Raw genomic sequence first — 24,233 nt, 5'->3', positions numbered from 1 at the left:
GGTGTCGAACGGCGAACCGCTCTTTCAGCGTGTTGCCATTATCGGGCTTGGCCTGATAGGTGGTTCGTTGGCCAGTGCTATTCGCAGGAACAGCCTGGCCCGGGAAGTTGTTGGTGCAGATACGCGCAAAGATGACCTTCTGTTGGGTCAGTCGCTGGGTATAATTGATACGGTTGCCGAGACGACTGCAGAAGCAGTGCAGGGTGCTGATCTTGTTGTGCTGGCTGTGCCGGTGCAGGCAACCCGCAAGGTGCTTGAAGAGATACGCCCTCATCTTGCGGCAGATGCGATTCTGACCGACGTTGGCAGTACTAAATCCGGCTTTGTAAAAGATGTTGAGGCGGTATTCGGAGAGTTTCCGCCCCGTATTATTCCCGGGCACCCCATTGCCGGGTCGGAAAGAAGTGGTATCCGTGCCGCCAATCCCGACCTGTTTGCAAATCATAAAGTTATACTGACTCCGCCTGATAACGTCAGCCATTCCCATCTGGACAGGCTCAGGGCTTTGTGGGAGGCATGCGGTGCCACCGTACTTACTATGTCCGTGGCGTATCACGATGAGGTGCTGGCTGCGACCAGCCATCTTCCCCATCTGATTGCCTTCTCGCTGGTCGATACTCTGGCCGGGGAAGATGAGAATATGGATATTTTCCGGTATGCGGCGGGCGGATTTCGTGATTTCACACGGATCGCCGCGAGCGATCCCGTTATGTGGCACGATATTTTTCTTTCCAATCGCGACGCGGTTCTCCGGGTGATTGATCACTTTACTCATGATCTGGATCAGTTGCGCACTGCGATTGCAGACCAGGACGGCGCCACGCTGTTGCGCGTATTCAGTCGCGCCAAGGCGGCACGCGAACATTTTTCAAAAATGCTTTCAGGACAGGCTTACGTGACAAATAACAGTGAAAATCAGGTGACGTTTCGTCTTCAGCCCGGTGGCAAAGTCATCGGTGATATACGGGTGCCAGGGGACAAGTCTATTTCCCACCGCTCAATCATGCTTGGAGCTTTGGCCGAAGGCATAACCGAAGTGAAAGGTTTTCTTGAAGGTGAAGACAGTCTCGCAACGATACAGGCGTTCCGGGATATGGGGGTTACTATTGAGGGCCCGGACGACGGGTTCGTGCGCATTCACGGTGTTGGAATGCATGGCCTTCAGGCCCCCCGTGGGCCGATCTATCTGGGCAATTCAGGTACGGGCATGCGATTGTTCTCTGGTCTTCTGGCTGCGCAGTCATTTGAGTCCGAGCTTACCGGCGATGCCAGTCTGTCAGTCCGGCCTATGAACCGGGTTGCGGATCCGCTGCGTTCCATGGGGGCGGTTATTGACACGGCAGAGGGCGGTCGCCCGCCTTTGAAAATTCGTGGCAGCCAGGGCAAGCAGCTTAAAGGCATTCATTACGATATGCCGATTGCCAGCGCCCAGGTGAAATCCTGCCTGTTACTTGCTGGCCTCTATGCTGACGGCACTACGTCAGTTACCGAGCCTGCGCCCACGCGGGACCACACAGAGCGTATGCTCACCGGTTTTGGTTATAAAGTAGAGCGCGATGGCTCTACGGTCAGCCTCAGTGGCGGCGGTAAGCTGACAGCAAGCTGTATTGACGTTCCTGCCGATATTTCATCGGCGGCTTTCTTTCTTGTCGCGGCCAGTATCGCTCCGGGCTCTGATCTGACTCTGCGCCATGTGGGTATGAACCCGACACGGGTGGGTGTAATCAGCATTCTGAGGCAGATGGGCGCGGATATTGAGGTATCGGCAGAGCGTGAAATTGGTGGAGAGCCGGTTGCGGATCTTCGAGTACGCTCCGCTGAGCTTAAGGGAATAAATATACCCGAAGACCAGGTGCCTCTGGCGATCGACGAATTTCCGGCGCTGTTCATCGCCGCCACTTGTGCTACCGGTCGTACGGTGCTGTCGGGGGCTGAAGAGTTGCGGGTAAAGGAAAGTGACCGCATTCAGGTGATGGCTGATGGTCTGGCGACACTCGGTGTGGAAACAGAGGTAATGGCGGACGGCATTGTGATTGAGGGCGGTCAGACCATCAAAGGCGGCTCTGTTCAGAGCCATGGTGACCACCGTATCGCCATGTCTTTTGCCGTGGCTTCGTTGCGGGCGACGGGCGAGATTGAAGTAAATGACTGCGCCAATGTAGCAACCTCATTTCCCGGTTTTGTAGAGATTGCCAGGGGGACCGGCATCAATATCTCCGCCGAAACATCCGAAGCTGTCGTGGATCAGGGAGCAAAGTAATGTCGGAAAGCAATGCGCCGGTTGTCGCCGTAGACGGCCCGGGCGGTTCGGGCAAGGGGACGGTGACTCAGATGCTGGCCAGAAAGCTGGGCTGGCATCTGCTGGACAGCGGTGCGCTTTACCGGTTGACAGCCCTTGCTGCAAATCGCCAGAACGTAGCGCTGGACGATGAAGTTCAGTTGGCTCGTGTAGCGGTATCGCTAGATGTGGCTTTTGAGCCAACGCCTGAGGGTGAGCCTGTAAAAGTAATGCTGGCTGGAAAAGATGTTACCTCTGATATTCGTACAGAAACCTGTGGCAACGATGCATCCCGTATTGCTGTGATGCAGCCAGTCCGGGATGCGCTTTTGCAGCGCCAGCGCGACTTCCGGCAGGGGCCGGGGTTGGTAGCCGATGGCCGGGATATGGGTACAGTTGTGTTTCCGGATGCGCCGGTCAAGATTTTTCTGACCGCCAGTGCCGAAGAGCGGGCACGCCGACGCTTCAGCCAGTTGAAGGCAGCGGGTGTCGATGTTAGTATTGATGCCCTTTTGGAGGAGATACGGGTTCGTGATGAACGGGATATGAACCGTTCCGCAGCCCCTCTCAAACCCGCAGATGATGCGCAAGTCATTGATTCTACGGGGTTGAGTATAGAAGAGGTGTTGGACAGGTGTATGGCAGCAGTGGGCCATGCCTGACGGCATCTTTTTGTCGTTGAAATACCGGGAACAGCGTAATCTGCCAGCCGCTGGCTGATTCCGGAACTTATTAACAGACCGTGTTGCTGGCGACACGGAGCATACTTGCATTGAACCTATAGGACTCATAATGAGCGAGAGCTTTGCGGATCTTTTTGAAGAAAGTCTAAAAGAAATTGACATGAAACCAGGTTCCATCGTCCAGGGAACCGTAGTTGATGTCGATAGCGACTGGGTCACAGTTAACGCCGGACTGAAGTCCGAAGGCGTTATCCCCGCCTCCCAGTTCCTGAATGAAAAAGGCGAGTTGGAAGTAGCTATTGGCGACGTTGTCGACGTAGCACTGGATGCAGTGGAAGATGGTTTCGGTGAAACCCGTCTTTCCCGTGAAAAGGCCAAGCGTGCTGAATCCTGGAAGGTACTCGAGAAGTCCTTCGAAGCTGAAGAAGTGGTCAAAGGTATTATTAATGGCAAGGTCAAGGGTGGTTTCACCGTTGATCTGGCTGGTATTCGTGCGTTCCTGCCGGGTTCCCTGGTAGACGTTCGTCCGGTTCGTGATACTGCGCACCTGGAGAACAAAGAGCTCGAATTCAAGGTTATCAAGCTGGACCAGAAGCGTAACAACGTGGTTGTTTCCCGCCGCGCCGTTCTGGAAGCTGAAAACAGCGCCGAGCGTGAAGCTCTGCTGGAAACCCTGACCGAAGGTCTGTCAATTCAAGGTATCGTCAAGAACCTGACTGACTACGGCGCGTTCGTAGATCTGGGCGGTGTTGACGGCCTGCTGCACATTACCGATATGGCCTGGAAGCGCATTAAGCATCCGAGCGAAATCGTAAATGTTGGCGACGAGATCAACGTTAAGGTTCTGAAGTTTGATCGTGAGCGTAACCGTGTATCTCTGGGTCTGAAACAACTGGGTGAAGATCCCTGGGTTGATATCAAAGGCCGTTACCCTGAAGGTACCAAGGTTACTGCACGTGTAACCAACCTGACCGACTACGGCTGTTTTGCTGAGCTGGAAGAAGGCGTTGAAGGTCTGGTTCACGTATCTGAAATGGATTGGACCAACAAGAACATCCACCCATCCAAAGTCGTTAATGTTGGCGACGAAGTGGGCGTGATGATTCTGGACATCGACGAAGAGCGTCGTCGTATCTCCCTGGGTATCAAGCAGTGCGTATCCAACCCATGGGAAGATTTCTCCGGCAACTTCAACAAGGGCGACCGCATCTCCGGTAAGATCAAGTCAATCACTGACTTCGGTATCTTCATCGGTCTGGACGGTGGCATTGATGGTCTGGTTCACCTGTCTGATATCAGCTGGAACGAAACAGGCGAAGAAGCGGTTCGTGAATACAAGAAGGGCGACGATGTTGACACCGTTATCCTTTCTGTAGATCCCGAGCGTGAGCGCATCTCCCTGGGTATCAAGCAGCTCGAAAGCGATCCGTTCGCCGAGTTTGTTCAGCTGAACGACAAGGGCTCTATCGTTAAAGGCACTGTTTCCGCCGTTGACGCCAAGCAAGCCACTATCGCTCTGAACGAAGAAGTTGAAGCGATTCTGAAAGCTTCTGAAATCAGCCGTGATCGCGTTGAAGATGCGCGTAACGCTCTGAAAGAAGGCGAAGAAGTCGAAGCGAAGATCATCAGCATCGATCGCAAAAACCGTGTTATCAACCTGTCTGTCAAGTCCAAGGACGTAGAAGACGACAAGCAGGCTATTGATACGGTACGCAGCAAAACTGCAGAAACATCCTCGGGTGCGACCACCATTGGTGATCTCATCAAGGAACAAATGCAGCAGCAAAACGCCAATAAGGACTAATCTCCGGTTGGTACGAAAAAAACGGGCTCTAAGAGCCCGTTTTTTTTGTGTTTTTTTACGTTTTGGCTAAACTGGAGGAGTGGGAATTCGGCAGCCAACGGCCGAATAAAAAAAGAATAGAGGGAAGTGCCTCATGACGAAGTCTGAACTGGTCGAATTAATTGCCTCAAAGCAAACGCAGCTTTCGGTTAAAGATGTAGAGCTGGCGGTGAAAACGATTATTGAGCATATGTCCCAATCGCTTGCAAACGGACAGCGAATTGAAATACGGGGATTTGGCAGTTTTTCCCTTCATCATCGGGCGGCTCGCACGGGTCGGAACCCGAAGACAGGCGAAGCTGTGCAGTTACCTGCAAAACATGTTCCTCACTTCAAGCCAGGCAAGGAATTGCGCGAGCAGGTGAATGACAGTTTGAAGCAAGGCTTTTAACGGCTTTTGATTCCTGAAGCGAAAAGCCTATAATCCGGGCACTTTATCAGCGTTAGGGAGAACTGAAGCTATGGCAGGGTTGCAGAAAATTCTATTAATTCTGTTGGTACTGGTCCTGATACTGCTGGCGCTCGTGTTTTCGCTGAATAATCAGATGGCTGTTGCTCTTAACTTTCTGGTATTCGAGACCCCGCCTCATGGTGTCGCCGTCTGGATTATCATGTCTTTTATCATCGGTGCGCTGGTTGGAGTTCTGATGACGATGCTGGCCACCTTTCGCACGTCGGTTTCGCGCCGAACTCTTCAGAAGCGACTTGATCGTGCCGAGCAGGCATTGGAGAAGTCCAGGGTTCAGAACGACCGGGCTATTTAATGGATATGGTGTTTCAGTGGCTGCTGTTGACGATTGCAGTTGCCGTTGGTTGGTTTATCGGTCGGCTTGGTAGCGACCGTAGCCGGACCCGAACGGAAATTGCAGACGAAGAATCGGTCAAGGATCGGTTACAGTTTCTGTTTACCAACTATTCTGATCAGGCCGTAGATGATTTTGTGCAGTCTTTGGTCGTCAACAAGGACACAGTTAGCCTCCATCTTTCTATTGGCCGGCACTTCCGCAATAAAGGTGAAACGGACCGGGCCATTCTGGTTCATCAAAACCTGCTCGCAAGGCCCGAACTGCCTCCACGATTCTCCCCTCAGGTAACACTTGAGCTGGCTATGGATTTTCTTAATGCCGGCCTGCTTGATCGTGCCGAGGCATTGCTGCAACAGTTAATGGGAGATCGTGATTACGGCCGGAAAGCTGCCCAGCAGCTCATCGAGGTTTATCAACAGGAAAAAGAGTGGGGTAAGGCCTCTGACGTTGCCCGTACCCTTATCAAAAGCGATGCAGCGCCATCGATGTTAAAGGATCTTGCGTACCTTACCTGTGAGTTGGCAGAGCAGGCACTTGGCAGAGATGATCGTTGGGCTGCCCAGAAATTTGCTCGGGAAGCTCTGGATTATGACCGCTCCTGTGTTCGGGCCACGCTTATACTGATGAAGATTCTTATCCGGCAGGGCAGTTACCGTGAGGCGGGCAATCAGGGTCTGAAAGTGTTTGATCAGAATCCGGACTTTGGCCCTGAAGCCATTGATCGCCTGATGAAGCTGGAACATGAACACGGTGATATCGGCCGGTTGGTCAGGAAGCTGCGTAAACTTTATGAGGCATACCCTGGCACCAGCCTGCTGCTGGCTCTGGTTGAGTCGGTTGAGCGGGTTTCCGGTCGTTCGGCTGCAATAGATCTGCTGCGCCAGGAGCTTGAAATCCGGCCCAGTATGCGAGGCCTGTTACGGCTGATGGAGATGGCAGGTTTTGAAAAAGGTATGATCACCGACGAAGGCCGTCTGGTCAGCCGCATAGGCCATCTGGTTCTTGCCAACCGGCCGGTTTACCGCTGTGTAAGTTGTGGTTTCTCTGGGCAGCAGCTTCACTGGTTGTGCCCGAGTTGTAAGCAATGGGAAACCGTGCGCCCGATTCAGGGCGTTGAAGCCGAATAATCATTTATCGACACCCCTCAGGACATTTCAACGTGCAGACTTCTAACGACCCCAGAATAATCGTCGCCCTCGACTTTCCGGCTGAAATGCCTGCTTTGGAACTGGCTGACAAGCTCGATCCGGCCAAATGCAGGTTGAAAGTTGGCAAGGAGCTCTTTACCCGTTCAGGTCCCCGGCTCGTTGAGAGTTTGCAGAATAGTGGTTTTGATGTATTTCTGGATCTGAAATTCCACGATATTCCCAATACAGCTTCAGCCGCTGTAGTTGCAGCAGCTGATCTGGGTGTGTGGATGGTGAACGTGCACGCCTCTGGCGGCGAAAAAATGATGCTGGCCTGCCGTGAGCGTCTGGAGAGCTTCGGCGCAGATAAGCCGCTGCTGATAGCCGTTACGGTTCTCACCAGTATGGGTGTTGAAGATCTTGCGGGCATAGGAATTACCGACTCGCCGGAACAGCAGGTTTCGAGGCTCGCCACGCTCACCAGAAACTGCGGCCTGGACGGTGTAGTCTGTTCCGCTCAAGAAGCCTCCAGGCTCAAAAATGAACAGGGTGTCGACTTCCGGCTTGTTACCCCGGGTATCCGGCCGCTAACTGCAGAAAAAGGCGACCAGCAGCGCATTATGACCCCCAGCGATGCTCTCAAAGCCGGTTCAGACTACCTTGTTATAGGTCGACCCATTACACAGGCTGCTGATCCCTTAGCCGCTCTGGAGGCCATTCATTCTGAGGTGATTGGTCTTTAACCTGTTTTAGCGCATATTGCGCAGACAGAGAGGTGTGGTGGTGCCTGCCTCCCAAAAATGTCGTAGGCCAGGGATGGCCGGAGACAAGCGCACATGAATGTGCTCGTAGCGGTTTTTGGGAGGCAGGCACCACCACACCACACCAAACGCCAGGCCAGGCAGCTTAGGGAAAAGGAAGGTCCAAAACGAAAAGCCCGCTAATTCAGAGAATTAGCGGGCTTTAAAATAGTGGCTCCCCGAGCTGGGCTCGAACCAGCGACAAACGGATTAACAGTCCGTTGCTCTACCAACTGAGCTATCAGGGAACGTCGTCATGTGACGAGGCGCGTATAATATGATTACACCGCCGCCTCGTCAACCCCTTGGCAAAGTTTTTAATTCAGAGCTTTCCGCAAACGCTCAATCGCTTGCTTCAGGTTATCCATGCTGGTGGCAAAACTCAGGCGCATATGGCCGGGGCAGCCAAATGCAGAGCCAGGAACCAGAGCAACGCCGGCTTCGCTCAGCAGTTTTTCAGCAAACTCCACATCGTTACTGACACTGGAGTCTGCTTCAATTGCGCCGTGAAAACTCGGGAATACATAAAAAGTGCCGTCACCTTTCAGGCATTCAACACCCGGCAATGTATTCAGAGCATCTGCCAGCCAGTCATGACGTTCCTTGAACGCCTTGACCATCTCCGCGACGCACTCCTGAGGGCCATCCAGGGCTGCCTGTGCTGCAGCCTGGGAAATGGATGCCGGGTTGGATGTACTCTGGGACTGGATCTTCTTCATGGCACCGATGATCCGGGCCGGGCCAGCGGCATAGCCGATGCGCCAGCCTGTCATTGAGTAAGCCTTGGATACACCGTTGAGTACGAAGGTACGCTCGTAAAGCTCCGGAGTCGCATTCAGAATGTTGCAGAAAGGCTTGCCAGTCCAGAGGATAGGCTCGTACATGTCATCCGTGGCTATCATGATGTCAGGGTACTTCTTCAGCACTTCGCCAATCGCCTGCAACTCTTCCAGTGTATAAGCCATGCCGCTTGGGTTGGAAGGACTGTTGATCACGAACAGTCGGGTACGCTCGGTAATGGCGTTTTCCAGCTGTTCAGGAGTGATTTTGAAGCGGGTTTCTGCGCTGGTTTCGATGATAACCGGCTTGCCTTCAGCAACCAGAACCATATCCGGGTAAGAGACCCAGTAGGGTGCAGGGATAATCGCTTCGTCGCCAGGGTTCAGTGTGGCCAGAGCAAGGTTGAAAAAGCTCTGTTTGCCACCACTTGATACCAGTACCTGGTTAGCTTCGTATTCCAGACCGTTATCCCGTTTGAACTTCGAAATAATCGCTTTCTTCAGGGCCGGCGTACCATCAACGGCGGTGTACTTGGTCTGGCCATTGTTGATGGCCTTAATGGCTGCCTGTTTGATGTGATCCGGGGTATCGAAGTCCGGCTCGCCGGCGCCAAGGCCAATTATATCCTGGCCTGCTGCGCGCAGTTCGGCAGCTTTGTTGGTTACCGCGAGGGTGGGGGATGGCTTGATTGCCTGTACTCGGCTGGAAAGTTGAAGGTCCAAACTTGCGCTCCTTAAAGCTGCGTCTGATAGGTCCGTGACCGGCGGGGTGTCTGAATCCTTGCCTAATGGCGGCTGATTTTCGCCCAGCCGTCGATCGCGTTGATGGTACCATGAAGCCGGCGTAACACTAAATTTCTCTCAGGCCCGGTCGTGCAGTGATAAGACCCGGCTCGTATACACATGTTGAGTCAGTGGAGGTTGTCTGCCAATTATGGCCAGTAACGATTCCAGCAGTTCAGATAAAGGCGGTCTTTTCAAAGTTGATTCGCCGTTTCAGCCTGCGGGCGACCAGCCCAAGGCTATTGCAGGGCTCGTAGATGGTATTCATTCCGGCCTGGCACACCAGACATTGCTGGGTGTTACAGGTTCGGGCAAAACGTTCACCATTGCCAACGTGATCCAGGAAGTGCAGAGGCCAACCATTATCATGGCCCACAACAAAACCCTGGCAGCCCAGTTATACGGTGAATTTCGCGAGTTCTTTCCGGATAATTCCGTGGAATACTTCGTGTCTTATTATGATTATTATCAGCCAGAGGCATACGTTCCCTCGTCTGACACTTTTATCGAGAAAGACGCATCCATTAATGAGCACATCGAGCAGATGCGGTTGTCCGCTACCAAGGCTCTGCTTGAGCGCCCCGACGCAATTATCGTAGCAACAGTGTCGGCAATATATGGTCTGGGCGATCCCAAGTCCTATCTTAAAATGATGTTGCATCTGGACCGGGGCGACAAGATAGACCAGCGGCATATTTTGCGCCGCCTGGCTGAACTGCAGTACACCCGTAATGACATCGAATTCCACCGTGCCAATTACCGGGTGCGGGGTGATGTCATTGACGTGTTCCCGGCGGAATCGGAAAAGGAAGCCGTTCGTATTGAGTTGTTTGATGACGAGGTGGAAAACCTCAGTTACTTTGATCCGCTCACAGGGGAAGTACTCCGGCGCGTCCCCAGAATCACGATTTATCCAAAATCTCACTATGTTACGCCACGGCAGACGGTGCTGGATGCCGCGGAACGTATCAAGGTTGAACTGGAAGAGCGCCTGAAACAGTTGCGGGATAACAATCGCCTGGTTGAAGCCCAAAGGCTGGAGGAGCGCACCCGCTACGATATGGAAATGATGAACGAGTTGGGCTACTGCAACGGTATTGAGAACTACTCTCGCTATCTTTCCGGCCGGCTTCCCGGTGAAGCCCCCCCGACATTGTTTGATTATCTGCCGGCTGATGCGTTGTTGGTTGTTGATGAGTCCCACGTGACCATTCCACAGATTGGCGCCATGTATAAAGGTGACCGGTCCCGGAAAGAAACCCTGGTGGAGTACGGTTTTCGCCTGCCATCTGCGCTCGATAATCGCCCTATGAGGTTTGATGAGTGGGAGCGTATTGCGCCCCAGATGATTTTTGTTTCTGCCACGCCAGGAAACTATGAAGCTGAACATGCAGGGCAGGTAGTCGAGCAGGTTGTCAGGCCTACCGGTTTGCTGGATCCGGTTATTGAAGTCCGGCCGGCGTCCACACAGATTGACGACCTGCTGTCTGAAATACACGCACGTGTGAAAGTTGACGAACGGGTTCTGGTCACCACGCTTACCAAACGCATGGCGGAAGATCTCACTGACTTTCTTATGGAACACGATATCCGTGTGCGTTATCTGCACTCGGATATTGATACGGTCGAGCGTGTAGAGATTATCCGCGACTTGCGTCGGGGGGAGTTTGATGTGCTTGTGGGCATCAACCTGCTGCGGGAAGGTCTGGATATGCCGGAGGTATCGCTGGTAACCATTCTGGACGCTGACAAGGAGGGTTTTCTGCGTTCCGAGCGTTCATTGATTCAGACTATTGGCCGGGCTGCACGGAACCTGAATGGCAAGGCCATTCTTTACGGTGACCGGATTACAGGCTCCATGCAGCGAGCCATTGATGTGACTGAGAGCCGGCGTGCGAAACAGGCGGAACATAACGAAGCGCACGGCATTACGCCGCAAGGCCTCAACAAGAAAATTGCCGACGTCATGGAAGGTGCGGGGGGCGGTGGTGGCCGCGGCCGGCATAAAGCCGCCCGGCCGGGAGATAAAGCGGCTGAAGAAGCTGAACAATATCGTGCAAAGGTTGGCCGTCGTTCTCCGCAGGAGTTGCTTAAAGAAGTTGCGCGCCTCGAGGATGAGATGTACAAGGCCGCATCGGAACTGGATTTCGAGGCAGCCGCTCGTTTGAGGGATGAAATCTCCGGCCTTAAAGAGGCAGCGCTGCGAACAGGCTAGGTTTGCCTGAGGAACGTCTTCAGCGCTTCGGGCCGATAATTACTGCGGCCTGAAGCGGCTGGTCGCTGCCGTAGCGGGCAGTCTGTGTTTATCCAGCGCTGGCTTCAAAGCGCAGCGCCGGCCCGTGATCTTCGCAATAGTCCCTGTAAGTCCCGAACTGGCGATAGCCCAGAAGTTCAGTTTCAGACCCGCTTCCGGACTCAGCCACAACCAGCCTGTCACGGGGCATGTCGGGGAATCGCCGGAAGCTGCGGCGCGATAGTCGGTATGCAGTAAAACAGCGATGTTCAGGTTGCAGAAGGGCGTTCAGGTCATCGCTGGCGGCGGGCCTGCTGTCAGTCGGTGTGGTTGGGCCCGGCTACCCATATCCTCACACTGCCAAACCAGGGGTAGCCTTCAAGGTGATGCCGGACATTTTCTGAAGTGAATATCGTATCCGGGTCAGACTCGTCCAGAAAAATTTCCAGGTGTACCTTGTTCCTGAGATAGTGAAGCCGCAAACGGCTGCGTTGTGGAATCTCTCCCAGGTGTTCCGCAATGATTTTCCCCACTTCCGCCCGGGAAGGCAGCTTTTTGGTTGTCGGGAACAGATCTTCATCGTTTTCGGCATCAATATGGAAGTTGATGTCGAGGATATTCTCCAGTGCATTACGCATTCCTGCCACCACCTGCATGCCAATCTGGTGACCCTCGGATACGCTTATTTCTGGTCGCACAACCAGGTGAATGTCCAGCAGGATGTCTTGCCCCATACGGCGGCTGCGAAGCTCATGAACATTGAGAACACCGTCGGTGTTACGGGCTATGGTTTTCAGCATATCGGTATCTTCAGGGGAGAGCCCGGTGTCCACCAGTTCCTGAACGCTGTCCCAGGTAAACTTCCAGCCAATGTGGATAATGATGACCGCAATGACTACAGCCGCAAGCAAGTCCAGCCACACCAGCCCAAGCATGGCTCCAACTGTTGAAACCAGAACGACCATGGAAGAAAAGGCATCGGTGCGGCTGTGCCAGGCATTGGCGATAATAAGGTCCGAACGGATAGCCTGGCCGATATGGCGGGTATAACGGAAAATCCACTCCTTGCCTATGACAGATACTGCCGCCGCGACCAGCACGGGCCATTCCGGAATGGCAACAACTCCGCCTTCGATGAGCCTGAGTGTGTTTTCCCAGGCGAGTGCTGCGCCTACGGCAATAAGAATGCTGCCCAGCACCAGAGTGCCAAAGGTTTCAATGCGTTGATGGCCGTATGGATGATTATCGTCCGGTTCCTGGCGTGACAGTTTCATCACGACAAGTACGACAAGGTCGGATGCTACATCGGTGAACGAATGTATGCCGTCGACGAGGAGAGCCTGAGAATGGAAAAGGGCGCCACCGATAACTTTAATGATTCCCAGAAAGGCATCGAGAACCATTCCTATAACAGTAACCCGTGTAGCCGCTTTCATTTCCACCGCGAGGTTTTCACGATGACGTTGGGCGGGGGAGCCGGATTGCTGCATTGAAAAACTCCAGATCAGTTTGCGAAGAGCAGTATAGCCTTATTCATGGCGAATGTTAGGAAGTCATGGCAAAAAGGAGTACGAACAGGTTTGTGACACTTTTTGTATGTTTTATGCACACTTGAGCAGTCATGCCTTTGAATGCAATTTCGTCGGATTTTTGTTTGAATTACAACGAAGAACATTTAACTCCTTGAAAATAAAGAATAAATAAACTGATCAAAAAATGATCAATCTGTAGGCTGGCGCAGATCACAAGGGGTTGCCAGCGTTGCCCCGTAATTTTCAACAGGGTTATCCACAGATTCCGTGGACAAGCTTCTCAGAGCTTGGAGATATGGATGCCCAGTTCTCATTTTGGGTGTGACCGGGTCGCTGTGGAAAACTTCCGGTATACTCGCGCTCAGAATTTTGTCGAGGAGTTTTGAGATGTATTGCGTTCTTCGCAACCTGCTTTTCCGGTTATCACCTGAACATGCCCACTCCGTTGCATTAAACGGACTTGATATTGCGCATCGTCTGGGGGTGCTGGGTGCTTTTGCACCGAAAACAGAATCTCTGCCAGTGAAGGTTATGGGTCTGGAATTTCCTAACCCGGTGGGGCTTGCTGCAGGTCTGGATAAGAACGCAGATCATGTAGATGCTCTTGGCGCACTAGGATTCGGGTTTATAGAGGTCGGAACCGTTACGCCGCTGGCTCAGCCCGGCAATCCCAGGCCCCGTATGTTCCGGTTACCGGAGCATCAGGCCATTATTAATCGTATGGGTTTTAACAATGAAGGGCTGGCCCACATGCTGGAGCGTGTGGACAGGCGCAGGTATCAGGGAATTCTCGGCATTAATGTTGGCAAGAATAAAAACACGCCCAATGAAGAGTCTGAGTCGGATTACCGAAAAGGTATTTCTGCCGTATATACCCGAGCTGACTATATTACAGTAAACGTTTCCTCCCCCAATACCCCTGGTCTGAGAGATCTTCAGTTTGGTGACTCCCTGAAAGGCCTGCTTGACGCCATCAAGGATGAGCAGCTGAAATGCCAGAGTCAGTTTGGCCGCTACGTACCTATGGCTGTCAAGATTGCTCCGGATATGGATGATGAGGGCATTCGATTTGTCGCGTCAGCGTTGAAAGAAGCCGGCCTGGATGGCGTTGTTGCCACGAACACCACCATAAGCCGTGATGCTGTTGCTGGCCATGTTCATGCAGAAGAGGCGGGCGGGCTCAGTGGTGCGCCGGTTCGTGAAGCGTCCCTGCGGGTAATCCAGGGGTTGTATGCAGAACTTGGTGACGATCTGCCTATTATCGGTGTGGGCGGTATTACCGATGGGGAGAGTGCGGCTGAAAAGATCCTTGCGGGCGCCAGGCTGGTTCAGATTTATACTGGCTTTATTTATCGTGGGCCGGAGCTGATCAGCGAAGCTATAGATGCAATCCGAAAGATCAGGTAGCTGTTGATAAAACGGTGTATAGCCGCAAAAACAAAAATGGGCCCGTGTAACGGGCCCATCCGGGGAGTTACCCCCTGCGCGCTTCAGCGCGTGATACGGGGCGGGTGGCCCCGTTTTGGTTGCTCTGAATACTGCGTTAGCAATGTGTATTAAAAGATCAGATTAAGATACCGGGGTTTAGACAAGTATCACGCAGTGGTGACATTCGCCAGTTTATGAATACCGGAGACGCCGGTCATGCCATCCCATTGATCTGTGCGGCCTTCACGCCACCCGTTCAACCATTCCTGGCGAACTTCTACCTGCTCGAGTGGGCAGCTGTCTTTGGATTTTCCGGACACGCCAGCGAGGTAACCCCGCTTGAATGCACGAGCATACATGTCTCTTTTCTGTCTTTTCATGCCGTTCCTCACTAATGGATTAACAGAACAAGCGTGTACACTTCTGCAGTGGCTACGGCATGTGGAATCCACTCCGGGATAACCCACTATTGCCAGCTCAAGCCAGAGCAGTCAGGATCCTGTTAACGAAAGGGAGTTACCCTTCCCGAACGACGCGTCACCTACAAGGTAAGCTTAACCCGGAGTAGAAGTACACTATCGTTTTAGTCTATAAACAGATTTATTAGATCGTTTATGGATAAGAAGAATTACCCTAAACCTATGAACGCCGCTATTCCCGATACTTACCGGGTGTGGCCCGAGAACCTGGAGTTGAACTTGTCCAAATCTGTCTTTTTTGTAACCTGCCCAAAGGGTGTTGAATACCTTCTGGCGGACGAGCTCAGCACACTGGGCCTTGCGCTGGTGAGAAATGCACCTGCGGGTGCGTGGGTAGAAGGTCCGCTTGAAGCCGGTTACCGGGCTTGTCTCTGGTCGCGTCTGGCAAACCGGGTGATTCTTCATGTAGACGAGGTTTCTGCTACTAATGCGGACGAACTCTACGATGGGGTTGTTCATCTTGACTGGCAGAAGCATATTCCCGTGGATGGCAGCTTCCGTGTCAATTTTATTGGTGAAAATGAAGAAATCCGCAATACCCAGTTTGGAGCCCAGCGAGTAAAAGACGGCATCGTGGATCGCTTTACCATGAGTGGTGGGAAACGCCCCGCAGTGGAAGCAAAAATGCCGGACGTAACTATATCGGCGCGACTGCATCGTGGCCGCCTGGCACTGGGTATCGATATCAGTGGTCACAGCCTGCATCAACGTGGCTATCGCACAGAGCAGGGCCTGGCGCCATTGAAGGAAAACCTTGCAGCCGCATTGCTTTTGCGTGCTGGCTGGCCTGAAATTGCAGCCGCTGGCGGCGACTTCGTCGATCCCATGTGTGGTTCGGGTACTCTGGTTATCGAAGCCGCGATGATGGCTCTGGATATAGCTCCCGGTCGCCGGCAGGAGCGTTTTGGTTTTGAGAAATGGCTGGGGCACCAGCCTGAGACCTGGCTATCCCTGCGTCAGGATGCGGAAAGACGTGCATACGAGGGTAAGCAGGGCAGAATGCCGAAATTTCTGGGTTTCGATCAGGACAGTCGTGTTATAGCGACTGCGCGCAACAACGCACAGCGTGCGGGTCTTGATAATCTGATCGAGTTCCATGTACAGCCAATTGAAGAGCTTGCACTGGCAGACGACCGCGCGGAAACCGGTCTGGTTCTGGTAAACCCTCCCTACGGTGAACGGCTGAGTGACAGGAAAGCGCTTGCGGGCCTGTACGAATCGCTTGGCGATGCTGTGAAAAAGGCCGCATCAGGCTGGCGGCTCGGTGTGTTTACTGGTGCTCCGGAGTTCGGCAAGTCCATTGGTCTGCGCAGTTATAAGCAATACAAGCTGTTTAACGGCAAGCTGCCTGCGCAGCTTCTGTTGTTTATGGTGGATGAAGCCAGTGTACGTACTCCCCGGGAACCGTCAGCGCCAGGTGAAGTTCTGCCCCGGATTGCCAATGAGGAGCGCGCAGCCATGCTGCGCAACCGGCTGAAGAAAAACATGAAAACCATTGGGCAGTGGGCACGGAAGCAGCAAATAAGCTGCTACCGGCTGTACGATGCGGATATGCCCGAATATGCGTTGGCGATTGATATCTATGAAGGCTGGGTGCATGTGCAGGAATACGCCGCTCCCAAATCGATTGACGAGCGTTCCGCCCGGGATCGCCTGGCAGAAGCATTGGCTGTTATTCCGGAAGCTCTCGGCATTGAGCGTGAGCGGATGATCTGCAAGCAGCGCCAGCGCCAGGTGGGCACCAGTCAGTACGAAAAACAGGATGTCAGCGGTGAGTTTTTTCAGGTACAGGAACACGGTTGCACCTTGAAGGTAAATCTCAAGGACTATCTGGATACCGGGCTGTTTCTCGACCACCGTCCTGTGCGGCACTGGATTCAGCAGCACGCTCAAGGCAAGCGTTTCCTGAATCTGTTCTGTTATACCGGTGCGGCGACGGTTCACGCGGTTGTTGGTGGTGCCAGCCGCTCCTTAAGCCTGGATCTGTCGAAAACCTACACTGGATGGGCTGAGGATAATCTTGCGCTTAACCGGGCTGACCCTCGTAAACACAAGGTAGAGGCTACGGATTGCCTGGCATGGCTGGCAGCAAAACCAAGGCCTGATCAGGTTTACGACCTGATTTTTATGGATCCGCCAACGTTTTCCAATTCTGCCCGTATGGCAGGGGTTCTGGATATACAGAAAGATCACGCGAAGCTGATCCGGCAGGCAATGGTCAGGCTGAGCTCAGACGGCCTGCTGATTTTTTCCACCAACTTCCGCCGCTTCAAACTTGATGATGAGCTGGCTTCAGAATTTGAGGTTGAGGAAGTGAGTGCAAGCACCCTGGACAAGGATTTTCAGCGCAACGCGCGAATTCACCGGTGCTGGCACATACGGCAGTGCGCATAGCATTCCGGTGGGGTGGGGGCGGGCACTTCCATGTGCTCGTCCGGCAAAGCCATCAGTCGGCGTCGAACAGGCCCTCTCCCTGGGCCATCAATAACAATGCATAAACGCCGTTCTCCGGCAGCTGAGGCTCAAGGCTTTCTTCAAACAGCAACTGGCGGCGGCGGTCTTCCAGTTCTTCGCTGCTCGCCCCGGTGATCAGTTCGCTGATCGGCGCGATTTCAAATGGCGCTTCCTGATTCAGGGCACTGAAAATCATATCCACCAGGATCTCGTCCGGGTCGAGACCATCGACGTATACTGTCTTATCGGGAAGATCCTGGTGCAGTTCGTGGATAAGTTCGATCAAGGGCACACCCTGTTCTGCAAGGTAATGCAGGTCGAGGTCACCCAGGTCGCCATCTTCCGGCAGCCATTCCTCCGCAGGAGCGATTATCACAGTTTTCATCTGGCCATCTTGCAGCGACCAGGCCATGGCAACCGGAAACAAGGCGTCGTCAGTCAGACAGTATTCGATGTCGAGAAAACTTGGTACAGGCATGTCAGACTCCGTGTAATTGGTGGCAGATAGCAGCCGCGGGATTCGTGGCGCAGTGTGAGCAAGGTCGGTTGGCCCTGTTTGAGGTGTCAGGGCTTCGTGCCATACTATTGCAATAATTATCATTCTATCAGGGACATCATGGAACACGCTGAATTCAACAAAGATTTGCTGAAGTTTCTGAATGCATCACCCACGCCCTGGCATGCCGTGGAAACAATGAAAAAACAGCTGGATGCAGCCGGCTTCGAAGAACTGGATGAAAAAGACGACTGGTCTCTTGAGCTGAACCACAGTTATTACGTCGTTCGCAATGGCTCCTCGATTGTCGCTTTCCGCACGGGGTCCCGGGATGTCTCGGTATCTGGGCTCCGCATGGTGGGTGCCCATACCGACAGCCCTTGCCTGAAGGTAAAACCTAACCCGGAGTTGCGCCGTAAAGGCTTTTTCCAGCTCGGTGTTGAGGTTTATGGTGGTGTTCTGATGAACCCCTGGTTTGACCGGGACCTTTCCCTGGCAGGCAGAGTGACGTTTCTTGATGCTCATAACAAGGTCAGTGACACTCTGGTGGATTTCCATAAACCCGTGGCGTTTATTCCCAGCCTTGCAATCCATCTGGACAGGGAAGCCAACAGCGGCCGGACAGTGAATCCACAGACAGACCTTCCGCCCGTGATGATGCAGGTACAGGAAGGCGATGCGACCAGTTTTAATGAACTTCTGAGCCAGCAACTTGCTGATGAGTCGGGCATCAAAGTACGTAAAATCCTTGGTTATGAGCTGAGCTTCTACGACGCGCAGGACGCGGGGTTCGTAGGTCTTCGTGATGAGTTTATTGCATCCGCCCGGCTGGATAACCTGCTGAGCTGTTACATCGGCTTGCAGGCGCTGATTAATGCCTCCGGCGATGAGCCAGCTCTGCTGGTGTGTAATGATCACGAGGAAGTGGGTAGCGTGTCTTCTGAGGGCGCTCAGGGGCCATTTCTCACCGCAGTTCTTGATCGCTGGTGTGGCGCTGGCAAAGCAAAAGCCATTGCCCGCTCCATGATGATCTCGGCAGACAACGCCCATGGTGTACATCCGAACTACATGGACAAGCATGATGAAAACCATGGCCCCATTCTTAACAAGGGCCCGGTCATCAAAGTGAACCATAACCAGCGTTACGCTACCAATAGCCGGTCAGCCGCTGTTTACCGCCACATCAGTGACGAACTGGGCTTGCCGCATCAGACCTTTGTGGTGCGCAGTGATATGGGGTGCGGCAGCACGATCGGGCCGCTGACAGCGGCGAACATTGGAGTGACAACACTGGATATCGGCGTGCCGCAGTTTGGCATGCACTCCATCCGTGAACTGATTGGTACCGAGGATGGCTTCACGCTATTTCAGGTGCTGACCGGATTCATGCAGTGTGAGCAGGTGTTCTGAGGGCTTTTTTACGGACGTAAACGAAAAATGCCGCTGCTTCATACGAAGTAGCGGCATTCCGGAATAAGTGGCTCCCCGAGCTGGGCTCGAACCAGCGACAAACGGATTAACAGTCCGTTGCTCTACCAACTGAGCTATCGGGGAACAGCATCAAGTCGGGCGGCATATTAAGCGCTTTGAATTGTCTGGTCAACCCCCTGATATGAAAGGTCAAAATTTGTACCTAAGTACGGCACATCAATATTGCCCTCCGCGTTGGCTGCGTAACGGTCATATTCAGTCTGTGTGGCCCTCGCTTTTTCGCAAAGTCCGGTTGGCAGGCCCTGTATCGGAGGTACTTACAACCGCCGACAATGATGAGTTGCATCTGGACTGGCACCGGCAGGGTAGTGATCGCCTTGCGATCATCTCACACGGTCTCGAAGGGCACAGCCGCCGCCCATATGTACTGGGGCTGGCGCGGGCATTACTGGCTGAAGGCTGGGATGTGCTGGCCTGGAACTTTCGTTCCTGTGGTGGTGTGATGAACCGGCAACCGAGGTTTTATCATAGCGGGGCTACTGACGATCTGCGCCTGGTGGTTGATCATGGTTTGGCTCAGGGCTACCAGACGGTGTTTCTGTCTGGTTTCAGTATGGGGGGTAATCTCACGCTTCTGTATCTTGGAGAGCAGGGTGAGCACGTTGACAGCCGGGTCTGCGGCGCAGTGACCTATTCAGTACCCTGTGACCTCGCGGGCAGTGCAGACATGCTGGCGCTGCCCAGCCGGAAAATCTATATGCAGCGGTTCCTGAAGGACCTTCGTGTAAAAATGGGGGAAAAAGCGCAAAAATTCCCCGACCTCATTGATGTTTCCGGTTTTGACGAAATTCGGAACTTCCACGAATTTGATGATCGTTATACCGCCCCACTGCATGGATTCCGGGATGCAGAAGATTACTGGGCCCAATGTTCCGCATTGGGCCGGCTAAAGGATATCCGGGTTCCGGCACTTATGGTTAATGCTGCAGACGATCCGTTTTTGTCGCCGGAGTGTTTCCCCGAGTCGCCTTCTGTACTTGGTGCGCATGTGCGTCTGGAAGCGCCGAAGTGGGGCGGCCATGTGGGTTTTGTGGCGCATGGTTCTGGAGGATATTACTGGTCTGAGCGCCGGGCTCTCGCCTTTCTGCAGGGTGTGGCGCCTTTACTCAAGTAAATCCCTGAGCACCGGCCATACGTTCTCAAGCAGCTTGGGCTGGGCTTCTGCGGTTGGATGAATACCATCGCCCTGCATCAGATTCTGCTTGTCGTATATTCCGTCCAGAAAGAAGGGAACCAGAGCGGTGTTATAACTGTCTGACAGCGTTGGAAAGATGTCGGCAAACATTTGAGTGTATCGTTGACCGTAGTTCGGAGGTATCTGCATACCGACCAGAATGGCGCGGGCACCGGAGTTCTGAACGCTTTCAACCATCGATGCGAGGTTGGATTTGATCACGCTGGGTGGGAAACCTCTGAGGCCGTCATTTCCGCCCAGTTCGATAATCACCACGGAGGGGTTATTCTTCTCAAGCAACTCGGGCAAACGGCGGGCACCGCCATCTGTGGTTTCGCCGCTGATGCTGGCATTTACCACGTTCCAGTTGCTCAGCCCGTTGCCTTGCAAGCGTTCACGCAGGAGTTGTACCCAGGCTGTCTCTGAGGGTACGCCATAGGCTGCGCTGAGGCTGTCGCCCACAACCAGAAGCGTTTGCTGGCTGGCCATAACAGGCACGGCAACGCATGTAAGCAACAGAAATGCGATTGATCTGACGTACAGCAACACCCTATGCATAAGCAATCCGTATACCTTGATAAATGAACGTGTTTTCCCAGGAGCCCCATGAGCAAGATGCAGATGACAAACCCCGATAGCCAACGCCCGATGCTGCGTGTTGAAAACCTGACCCACAGTGTCAGCCTGGAAACAGATACGTTGACGATCTTGAAGGGGGTCAGCCTCGAAATCAATCGGGGAGAATCCGTAGCCATTGTAGGTCGCTCCGGTTCCGGTAAAACCACTCTGCTTGGTTTGCTTGCCGGCCTGGACACTCCGACTGAGGGTAGTGTTGAGCTCGACGGTTCGATCATCAGCCGGCTTTGTGAAGATGAACGGGCCAGATTGCGGGCTCATCGTGTGGGATTTGTATTCCAGTCGTTTCAGCTGTTGCCTGCGCTGACTGCGCTGGAAAATGTGATGCTGCCGCTGGAACTTGCGGGTATGGATGCGCCCGGGAAGCGTGCCCGTGAACTTCTTCAGCGTGTAGGGCTGGGCGAACGCCTTACTCACACGCCCCGACAGCTTTCCGGTGGAGAGCAGCAGCGGGTTGCCATTGCCCGGGCGTTCGCTTCCGATCCGGTCATTCTGTTCGCAGACGAACCTACCGGGAATCTGGATAACCGTACAGGCCAGGAAATCTCTGATTTGCTGATGGCTCTGAATCAGGAGCAGGGCACTACGCTGGTTATGGTCACCCATGATGAGCAGCTGGCGGCGCGCTGTGCCCGGCAGTTCCATATTGAAGCGGGTGAGTTGACTGAGCCGGTTGCCGAAATGGAGATTGCTGACTGATGGCTGCTGCAAAAAAACTTATGTCTGTGCGCCGCGACTGGCGGGAGCGGGACGTGCGTGTGGTACTTGCAGCATTGATCATTGCTGTTGCGACTGTTGCCACCATCGCTCTGTTTGCCAGCCAGTTGCAAAGAACTCTGGTGTCTTCTGCCAGTTCATTTCTGGCCGCAGACCGGCAGCTGGAGGCGGAGAACGGGCGCCCGGTGCCTGAGTCCTGGATTACCGAAGCAACGGAGCGTGGGCTTGAAACCGGTCGCATGGTTGAGTTTTCAACCATGGTGTTTGGTAACGATGCTTTTCAGCTTGTTTCCGTTAAGGCTGTCAGCAACGAATATCCTTTGCGTGGTGAACTCGAAATACAGGCAAATTCCGACGGCCCTCGGGAGCAGGTGGCACGGGGTCCGGCTCCGGGCGAAGTCTGGATAAATCCCAGGTTGTTGCGGTTACTGGATCTCAGCATTGGTGAAACTCTGGAAGTGGGTAGCAGGAATCTGAAGGTATCGGGTTTGCTGCTAAGGGAGCCGGATGGAGGCTTCAGCCTATCTGCACTTGCGCCCCGCGTAATGATTCACGTCGACGATGTAGCCTCCACCGGCGTCATTCAGGAGGGCAGCCGGGTTGAGTATGTCTATCTTTTTGCGGGAAATGAGGCAGCGCTTGAGGATTACTATCAGTGGCTGCAGCCGCAGCTTGAGCCCAGTCAGGAATGGGAAAGCGTCCGCGATGGAGAAACCTTTTCACGTTCGCTGGACCGGGCTGAGAGCTTTCTGTTGCTGGGCGGTAGTCTGGCGGTGTTACTGGCCGCCGTGGCAGTAGCCGTTGCCAGTCGGCAATATGCGTTGTCGCAGCGCGACACAGTCGCACTGCTTAAGACTCTGGGGCTTGGCAGCTCGGGAATCGGCAGACTATACCTGAAAAGGCTCGCACTCTGGGGTGTGACCGGCATGGCCGGAGGTCTGATGGTCGCCGTTCCCTTGTTCTGGTTGCTCAACCGGCTGCTGAGTGAGGCACTGGACAGGCCGGTAGGGTTCCAGCTGGATTCCTCTGCACTCATGCCGGCACTCCTTACAGCTCTGGTTTCTTTGTTTGCGTTTGCCTATCCCCCCATCCGGCGCCTCCGAAATGTTCCGGCAATGCGCGTGTTGCGCAGCCAGCCGGGCGAGACAGGCCGGGAAGCCCTGCCGGATATGTTGATTGCGGTTGTGGCGGTGTTTGGCCTGGTGTGGCTCTACGCGGGTGATCTGTCTTTGGTAGTTGCCCTGCTGGGAGGCCTTGCGCTGTTGCTCGGCGCCCTGGCCCTGTTGGGCGGGCTATTGGTTGCCATGCTCCGGAAGGTTCGAGGCGGCGGGCACTCCTGGCGTCTTGCGCTGGTAGGGCTGTATAGACATCGCCGTGCCAGCCTGTCGCAGATTGCAGTTTTTGCCATGACGCTGATGCTGGCAACGACCCTCATTCTTGTACGCACGTCTTTACTGAATGACTGGCAGGCCCAGCTTCCTGACGATGCACCAAACCATTTCCTGATCAACATTGCCCCGGATGCAGTAGATGAGATTGCCGGCTTCTGGGAAGATCGTGGTCAACCTCTGGATCAGCTCTATCCCATGGTGCGCGGTCGCCTCACAGAACTGAATGGCCAGCCGGTAAAAGACGTAGTGAGTAAAGATCAGCGGGTAGGTGCCCTTAACCGGGAACTGAACCTGACCTGGATGTCTGCTCTTCCGGAAGATAACGCTATTGTTGAAGGTCGCTGGTTTGAACCCGGTCAGAAAGATGGCGTATCCGTGGAAGCTGAGCTGGCGGGCAAGCTTGGCCTGGTGTTGGGTGATGAACTGACGTTTACCATAGGTTCTGACAAAGTTACCGAAACGGTCACGAGTATCCGCACGGTTCAGTGGGACAGTATGAAGCCCAACTTCTACATGGCATTCCCTCCGGAAGGTGGTCTTACTGGCATGCCAGCGACCTGGATTACCAGTTTCTACCTGCCGAAAGACCTCAAAAGTGCCTTGAATGAATTTTCCCGGAGTTATCCGACCGTTTCTGTGCTTGAAATCGATAACGTGATTGAGCGTATACAGGAGATTGTCCGCCAGGTTACCCAGGCCATTGAGGCGATTCTTGCGCTGATACTGGCAGCGGCGCTGGTGGTGATGGCAGCGGTTGTCAGTGCAACACTTCAGGATCGCCAGAGGGAAGGCGCGCTTCTGCGTACACTGGGTGGTCGCCAGAGCCTGCTGGTCCGAAGCACCATGCTGGAGTTTGCGCTGCTTGGTGGTTTCGCTGGAATTCTTGGGGTGGCAGCGGCCGAGGCTGCTGTGTGGGCTTTGCAGTTCCGGATGTTTGAAGGAGCGTTTAGCTGGCACTGGCAGGTGGTGTTACCGATTCCTGTTATCAGTGCAGTTGTGCTGGCATTATTCGGACGTTGGCAGCTCAGGCCGGTGCTGAGCGTTTCGCCAATGCTTTTGCTGCGGAGGCTTGAGTAAAAAGAACGACCGGTGAGCAGTGACGG

At 53.9% G+C, this 24,233-nt stretch carries 19 protein-coding genes, 2 tRNA genes and 1 pseudogene; 14 read left to right on the top strand and 8 right to left on the bottom strand.

Annotated features, from left to right (window positions below; translation table 11 throughout):
* Position 1 precedes the first annotated feature (1 nt).
* The 7 genes from CPA50_RS09645 to pyrF all read left to right on the top strand — a co-directional run bounded on the left by CPA50_RS09645 (position 2) and on the right by pyrF (position 7,480).
* Positions 2-2,260 (top strand): bifunctional prephenate dehydrogenase/3-phosphoshikimate 1-carboxyvinyltransferase, encoded by a 2,259-nt coding sequence (locus CPA50_RS09645; RefSeq protein ID WP_096782162.1) that lies wholly within the window; start codon positions 2-4, stop codon positions 2,258-2,260.
* A complete protein-coding gene (gene cmk / locus CPA50_RS09640; protein ID WP_096782161.1) occupies positions 2,260-2,940 on the top strand; it encodes a (d)CMP kinase in 681 nt (226 codons plus the stop codon). Before CPA50_RS09645 ends, cmk begins: the two co-directional genes overlap by 1 nt.
* A 130-nt stretch (positions 2,941-3,070) precedes the next feature.
* Positions 3,071-4,765: a 30S ribosomal protein S1 gene (gene rpsA / locus CPA50_RS09635; RefSeq protein ID WP_096782160.1), complete on the top strand. Its 1,695-nt coding sequence runs from the start codon at positions 3,071-3,073 to the stop codon at positions 4,763-4,765.
* Between the two features lie 133 nt (positions 4,766-4,898).
* Positions 4,899-5,195: an integration host factor subunit beta gene (locus tag CPA50_RS09630; RefSeq protein ID WP_071268191.1), complete on the top strand. Its 297-nt coding sequence runs from the start codon at positions 4,899-4,901 to the stop codon at positions 5,193-5,195.
* A gap of 70 nt (positions 5,196-5,265) precedes the next feature.
* Complete coding sequence (locus CPA50_RS09625) at positions 5,266-5,568, top strand: LapA family protein (protein ID WP_096782159.1); 303 nt, start codon at positions 5,266-5,268, stop codon at positions 5,566-5,568.
* On the top strand, positions 5,568-6,737 hold the full coding sequence (gene lapB, locus CPA50_RS09620; RefSeq protein WP_096782158.1) for a lipopolysaccharide assembly protein LapB: 1,170 nt from the start codon (positions 5,568-5,570) through the stop codon (positions 6,735-6,737). The genes CPA50_RS09625 and lapB overlap by 1 nt, the downstream gene beginning before the upstream one ends.
* A 32-nt stretch (positions 6,738-6,769) precedes the next feature.
* A complete protein-coding gene (pyrF, locus tag CPA50_RS09615) occupies positions 6,770-7,480 on the top strand; it encodes an orotidine-5'-phosphate decarboxylase (protein ID WP_096782157.1) in 711 nt (236 codons plus the stop codon).
* Between the two features lie 229 nt (positions 7,481-7,709).
* On the opposite strand, the gene CPA50_RS09610 is transcribed toward pyrF, so the two are convergent.
* Together CPA50_RS09610 and CPA50_RS09605 are read right to left on the bottom strand one after the other, a co-directional pair.
* Positions 7,710-7,785, bottom strand: a tRNA-Asn gene (locus tag CPA50_RS09610).
* A gap of 69 nt (positions 7,786-7,854) precedes the next feature.
* Positions 7,855-9,039 carry a pyridoxal phosphate-dependent aminotransferase gene (locus CPA50_RS09605; RefSeq protein ID WP_096782156.1) on the bottom strand — a complete coding sequence of 395 codons (1,185 nt, stop codon included), beginning with the start codon at positions 9,037-9,039 and terminating at the stop codon, positions 7,855-7,857.
* A gap of 211 nt (positions 9,040-9,250) precedes the next feature.
* On the opposite strand from CPA50_RS09605, the gene uvrB reads away from it, so the two are divergent.
* Complete coding sequence (uvrB, locus tag CPA50_RS09600; protein WP_096782155.1) at positions 9,251-11,314, top strand: excinuclease ABC subunit UvrB; 2,064 nt, start codon at positions 9,251-9,253, stop codon at positions 11,312-11,314.
* Positions 11,315-11,417: 103 nt separating this feature from the next.
* Here the strand turns inward: uvrB and CPA50_RS19805 are convergent.
* Together CPA50_RS19805 and CPA50_RS09590 are read right to left on the bottom strand one after the other, a co-directional pair.
* Positions 11,418-11,624: pseudogene (locus CPA50_RS19805) on the bottom strand (hypothetical protein); the annotation flags it as partial.
* Positions 11,625-11,649: 25 nt separating this feature from the next.
* Entirely contained in the window at positions 11,650-12,822 is a 1,173-nt protein-coding gene (locus tag CPA50_RS09590) for a cation diffusion facilitator family transporter (protein ID WP_096782154.1), read from the bottom strand.
* Between the two features lie 429 nt (positions 12,823-13,251).
* Between CPA50_RS09590 and CPA50_RS09585 the strand changes: the two genes are divergently transcribed.
* Positions 13,252-14,271, top strand: coding sequence for a quinone-dependent dihydroorotate dehydrogenase (locus CPA50_RS09585; RefSeq protein ID WP_096782153.1), 1,020 nt, complete (start codon positions 13,252-13,254; stop codon positions 14,269-14,271).
* A gap of 188 nt (positions 14,272-14,459) precedes the next feature.
* Here CPA50_RS09585 and rmf read toward each other — a convergent pair whose 3' ends face one another.
* Positions 14,460-14,672 carry a ribosome modulation factor gene (rmf, locus tag CPA50_RS09580; RefSeq protein WP_096782152.1) on the bottom strand — a complete coding sequence of 71 codons (213 nt, stop codon included), beginning with the start codon at positions 14,670-14,672 and terminating at the stop codon, positions 14,460-14,462.
* A 318-nt stretch (positions 14,673-14,990) separates the two neighbouring features.
* Between rmf and rlmKL the strand changes: the two genes are divergently transcribed.
* Positions 14,991-17,165, top strand: a complete 2,175-nt coding sequence (gene rlmKL, locus CPA50_RS09575; RefSeq protein WP_096782410.1) for a bifunctional 23S rRNA (guanine(2069)-N(7))-methyltransferase RlmK/23S rRNA (guanine(2445)-N(2))-methyltransferase RlmL — start codon at positions 14,991-14,993, stop codon at positions 17,163-17,165.
* Between the two features lie 52 nt (positions 17,166-17,217).
* Here the strand turns inward: rlmKL and CPA50_RS09570 are convergent, their stop codons facing one another.
* The gene (locus CPA50_RS09570; protein ID WP_096782151.1) at positions 17,218-17,703 is read right to left on the bottom strand and encodes a hypothetical protein; all 486 of its coding nucleotides are present in this window, start codon (positions 17,701-17,703) and stop codon (positions 17,218-17,220) included.
* A 138-nt stretch (positions 17,704-17,841) separates the two neighbouring features.
* Between CPA50_RS09570 and CPA50_RS09565 the strand changes: the two genes are divergently transcribed.
* Positions 17,842-19,131, top strand: coding sequence for a M18 family aminopeptidase (locus CPA50_RS09565; protein ID WP_096782150.1), 1,290 nt, complete (start codon positions 17,842-17,844; stop codon positions 19,129-19,131).
* Positions 19,132-19,199: 68 nt separating this feature from the next.
* On the opposite strand, the gene CPA50_RS09560 is transcribed toward CPA50_RS09565, so the two are convergent.
* Positions 19,200-19,275 (bottom strand) — tRNA-Asn (locus CPA50_RS09560).
* 139 nt (positions 19,276-19,414) lie between these two features.
* On the opposite strand from CPA50_RS09560, the gene CPA50_RS09555 reads away from it, so the two are divergent.
* Positions 19,415-20,326 (top strand): YheT family hydrolase, encoded by a 912-nt coding sequence (locus CPA50_RS09555; RefSeq protein WP_227519542.1) that lies wholly within the window; start codon positions 19,415-19,417, stop codon positions 20,324-20,326.
* Here the strand turns inward: CPA50_RS09555 and CPA50_RS09550 are convergent.
* A complete protein-coding gene (locus CPA50_RS09550; RefSeq protein ID WP_096782148.1) occupies positions 20,315-20,944 on the bottom strand; it encodes an arylesterase in 630 nt (209 codons plus the stop codon). The genes CPA50_RS09555 and CPA50_RS09550 overlap by 12 nt on opposite strands.
* Before the next feature lie 57 nt (positions 20,945-21,001).
* On the opposite strand from CPA50_RS09550, the gene CPA50_RS09545 reads away from it, so the two are divergent.
* Both CPA50_RS09545 and CPA50_RS09540 read left to right on the top strand, forming a co-directional pair.
* Positions 21,002-21,721, top strand: a complete 720-nt coding sequence (locus CPA50_RS09545) for an ABC transporter ATP-binding protein (RefSeq protein WP_413772158.1) — start codon at positions 21,002-21,004, stop codon at positions 21,719-21,721.
* Positions 21,721-24,207, top strand: coding sequence for an ABC transporter permease (locus CPA50_RS09540; protein ID WP_096782146.1), 2,487 nt, complete (start codon positions 21,721-21,723; stop codon positions 24,205-24,207). Before CPA50_RS09545 ends, CPA50_RS09540 begins: the two co-directional genes overlap by 1 nt.
* Positions 24,208-24,233 lie beyond the last annotated feature (26 nt).

This window comes from Marinobacter sp. ANT_B65 (assembly GCF_002407605.1).
In the GTDB taxonomy this organism is placed as follows: Bacteria; Pseudomonadota; Gammaproteobacteria; order Pseudomonadales; family Oleiphilaceae; genus Marinobacter.
The sequence above is the reverse complement of the archived record's forward strand: the minus strand, read 5'-3'. Positions and strand labels throughout refer to the sequence as shown.

Excerpts from the sequence above, each read along its gene's own strand:
- cmk (WP_096782161.1), top strand. The coding sequence starts at position 2,260 with ATGTCGGAAAGCAATGCGCCGGTTGTCGCCGTAGACGGCCCGGGCGGT.
- rpsA (WP_096782160.1), top strand. The coding sequence starts at position 3,071 with ATGAGCGAGAGCTTTGCGGATCTTTTTGAAGAAAGTCTAAAAGAAATT.
- CPA50_RS09630 (WP_071268191.1), top strand. The coding sequence starts at position 4,899 with ATGACGAAGTCTGAACTGGTCGAATTAATTGCCTCAAAGCAAACGCAG.
- CPA50_RS09625 (WP_096782159.1), top strand. The coding sequence starts at position 5,266 with ATGGCAGGGTTGCAGAAAATTCTATTAATTCTGTTGGTACTGGTCCTG.
- lapB (WP_096782158.1), top strand. The coding sequence starts at position 5,568 with ATGGATATGGTGTTTCAGTGGCTGCTGTTGACGATTGCAGTTGCCGTT.
- uvrB (WP_096782155.1), top strand. The coding sequence starts at position 9,251 with ATGGCCAGTAACGATTCCAGCAGTTCAGATAAAGGCGGTCTTTTCAAA.
- CPA50_RS09590 (WP_096782154.1), bottom strand. The coding sequence starts at position 12,822 with ATGCAGCAATCCGGCTCCCCCGCCCAACGTCATCGTGAAAACCTCGCG.
- CPA50_RS09585 (WP_096782153.1), top strand. The coding sequence starts at position 13,252 with ATGTATTGCGTTCTTCGCAACCTGCTTTTCCGGTTATCACCTGAACAT.
- rmf (WP_096782152.1), bottom strand. The coding sequence starts at position 14,672 with ATGAAAAGACAGAAAAGAGACATGTATGCTCGTGCATTCAAGCGGGGT.
- CPA50_RS09570 (WP_096782151.1), bottom strand. The coding sequence starts at position 17,703 with ATGCCTGTACCAAGTTTTCTCGACATCGAATACTGTCTGACTGACGAC.
- CPA50_RS09565 (WP_096782150.1), top strand. The coding sequence starts at position 17,842 with ATGGAACACGCTGAATTCAACAAAGATTTGCTGAAGTTTCTGAATGCA.
- CPA50_RS09550 (WP_096782148.1), bottom strand. The coding sequence starts at position 20,944 with ATGCATAGGGTGTTGCTGTACGTCAGATCAATCGCATTTCTGTTGCTT.
- CPA50_RS09545 (WP_413772158.1), top strand. The coding sequence starts at position 21,002 with ATGCAGATGACAAACCCCGATAGCCAACGCCCGATGCTGCGTGTTGAA.
- CPA50_RS09540 (WP_096782146.1), top strand. The coding sequence starts at position 21,721 with ATGGCTGCTGCAAAAAAACTTATGTCTGTGCGCCGCGACTGGCGGGAG.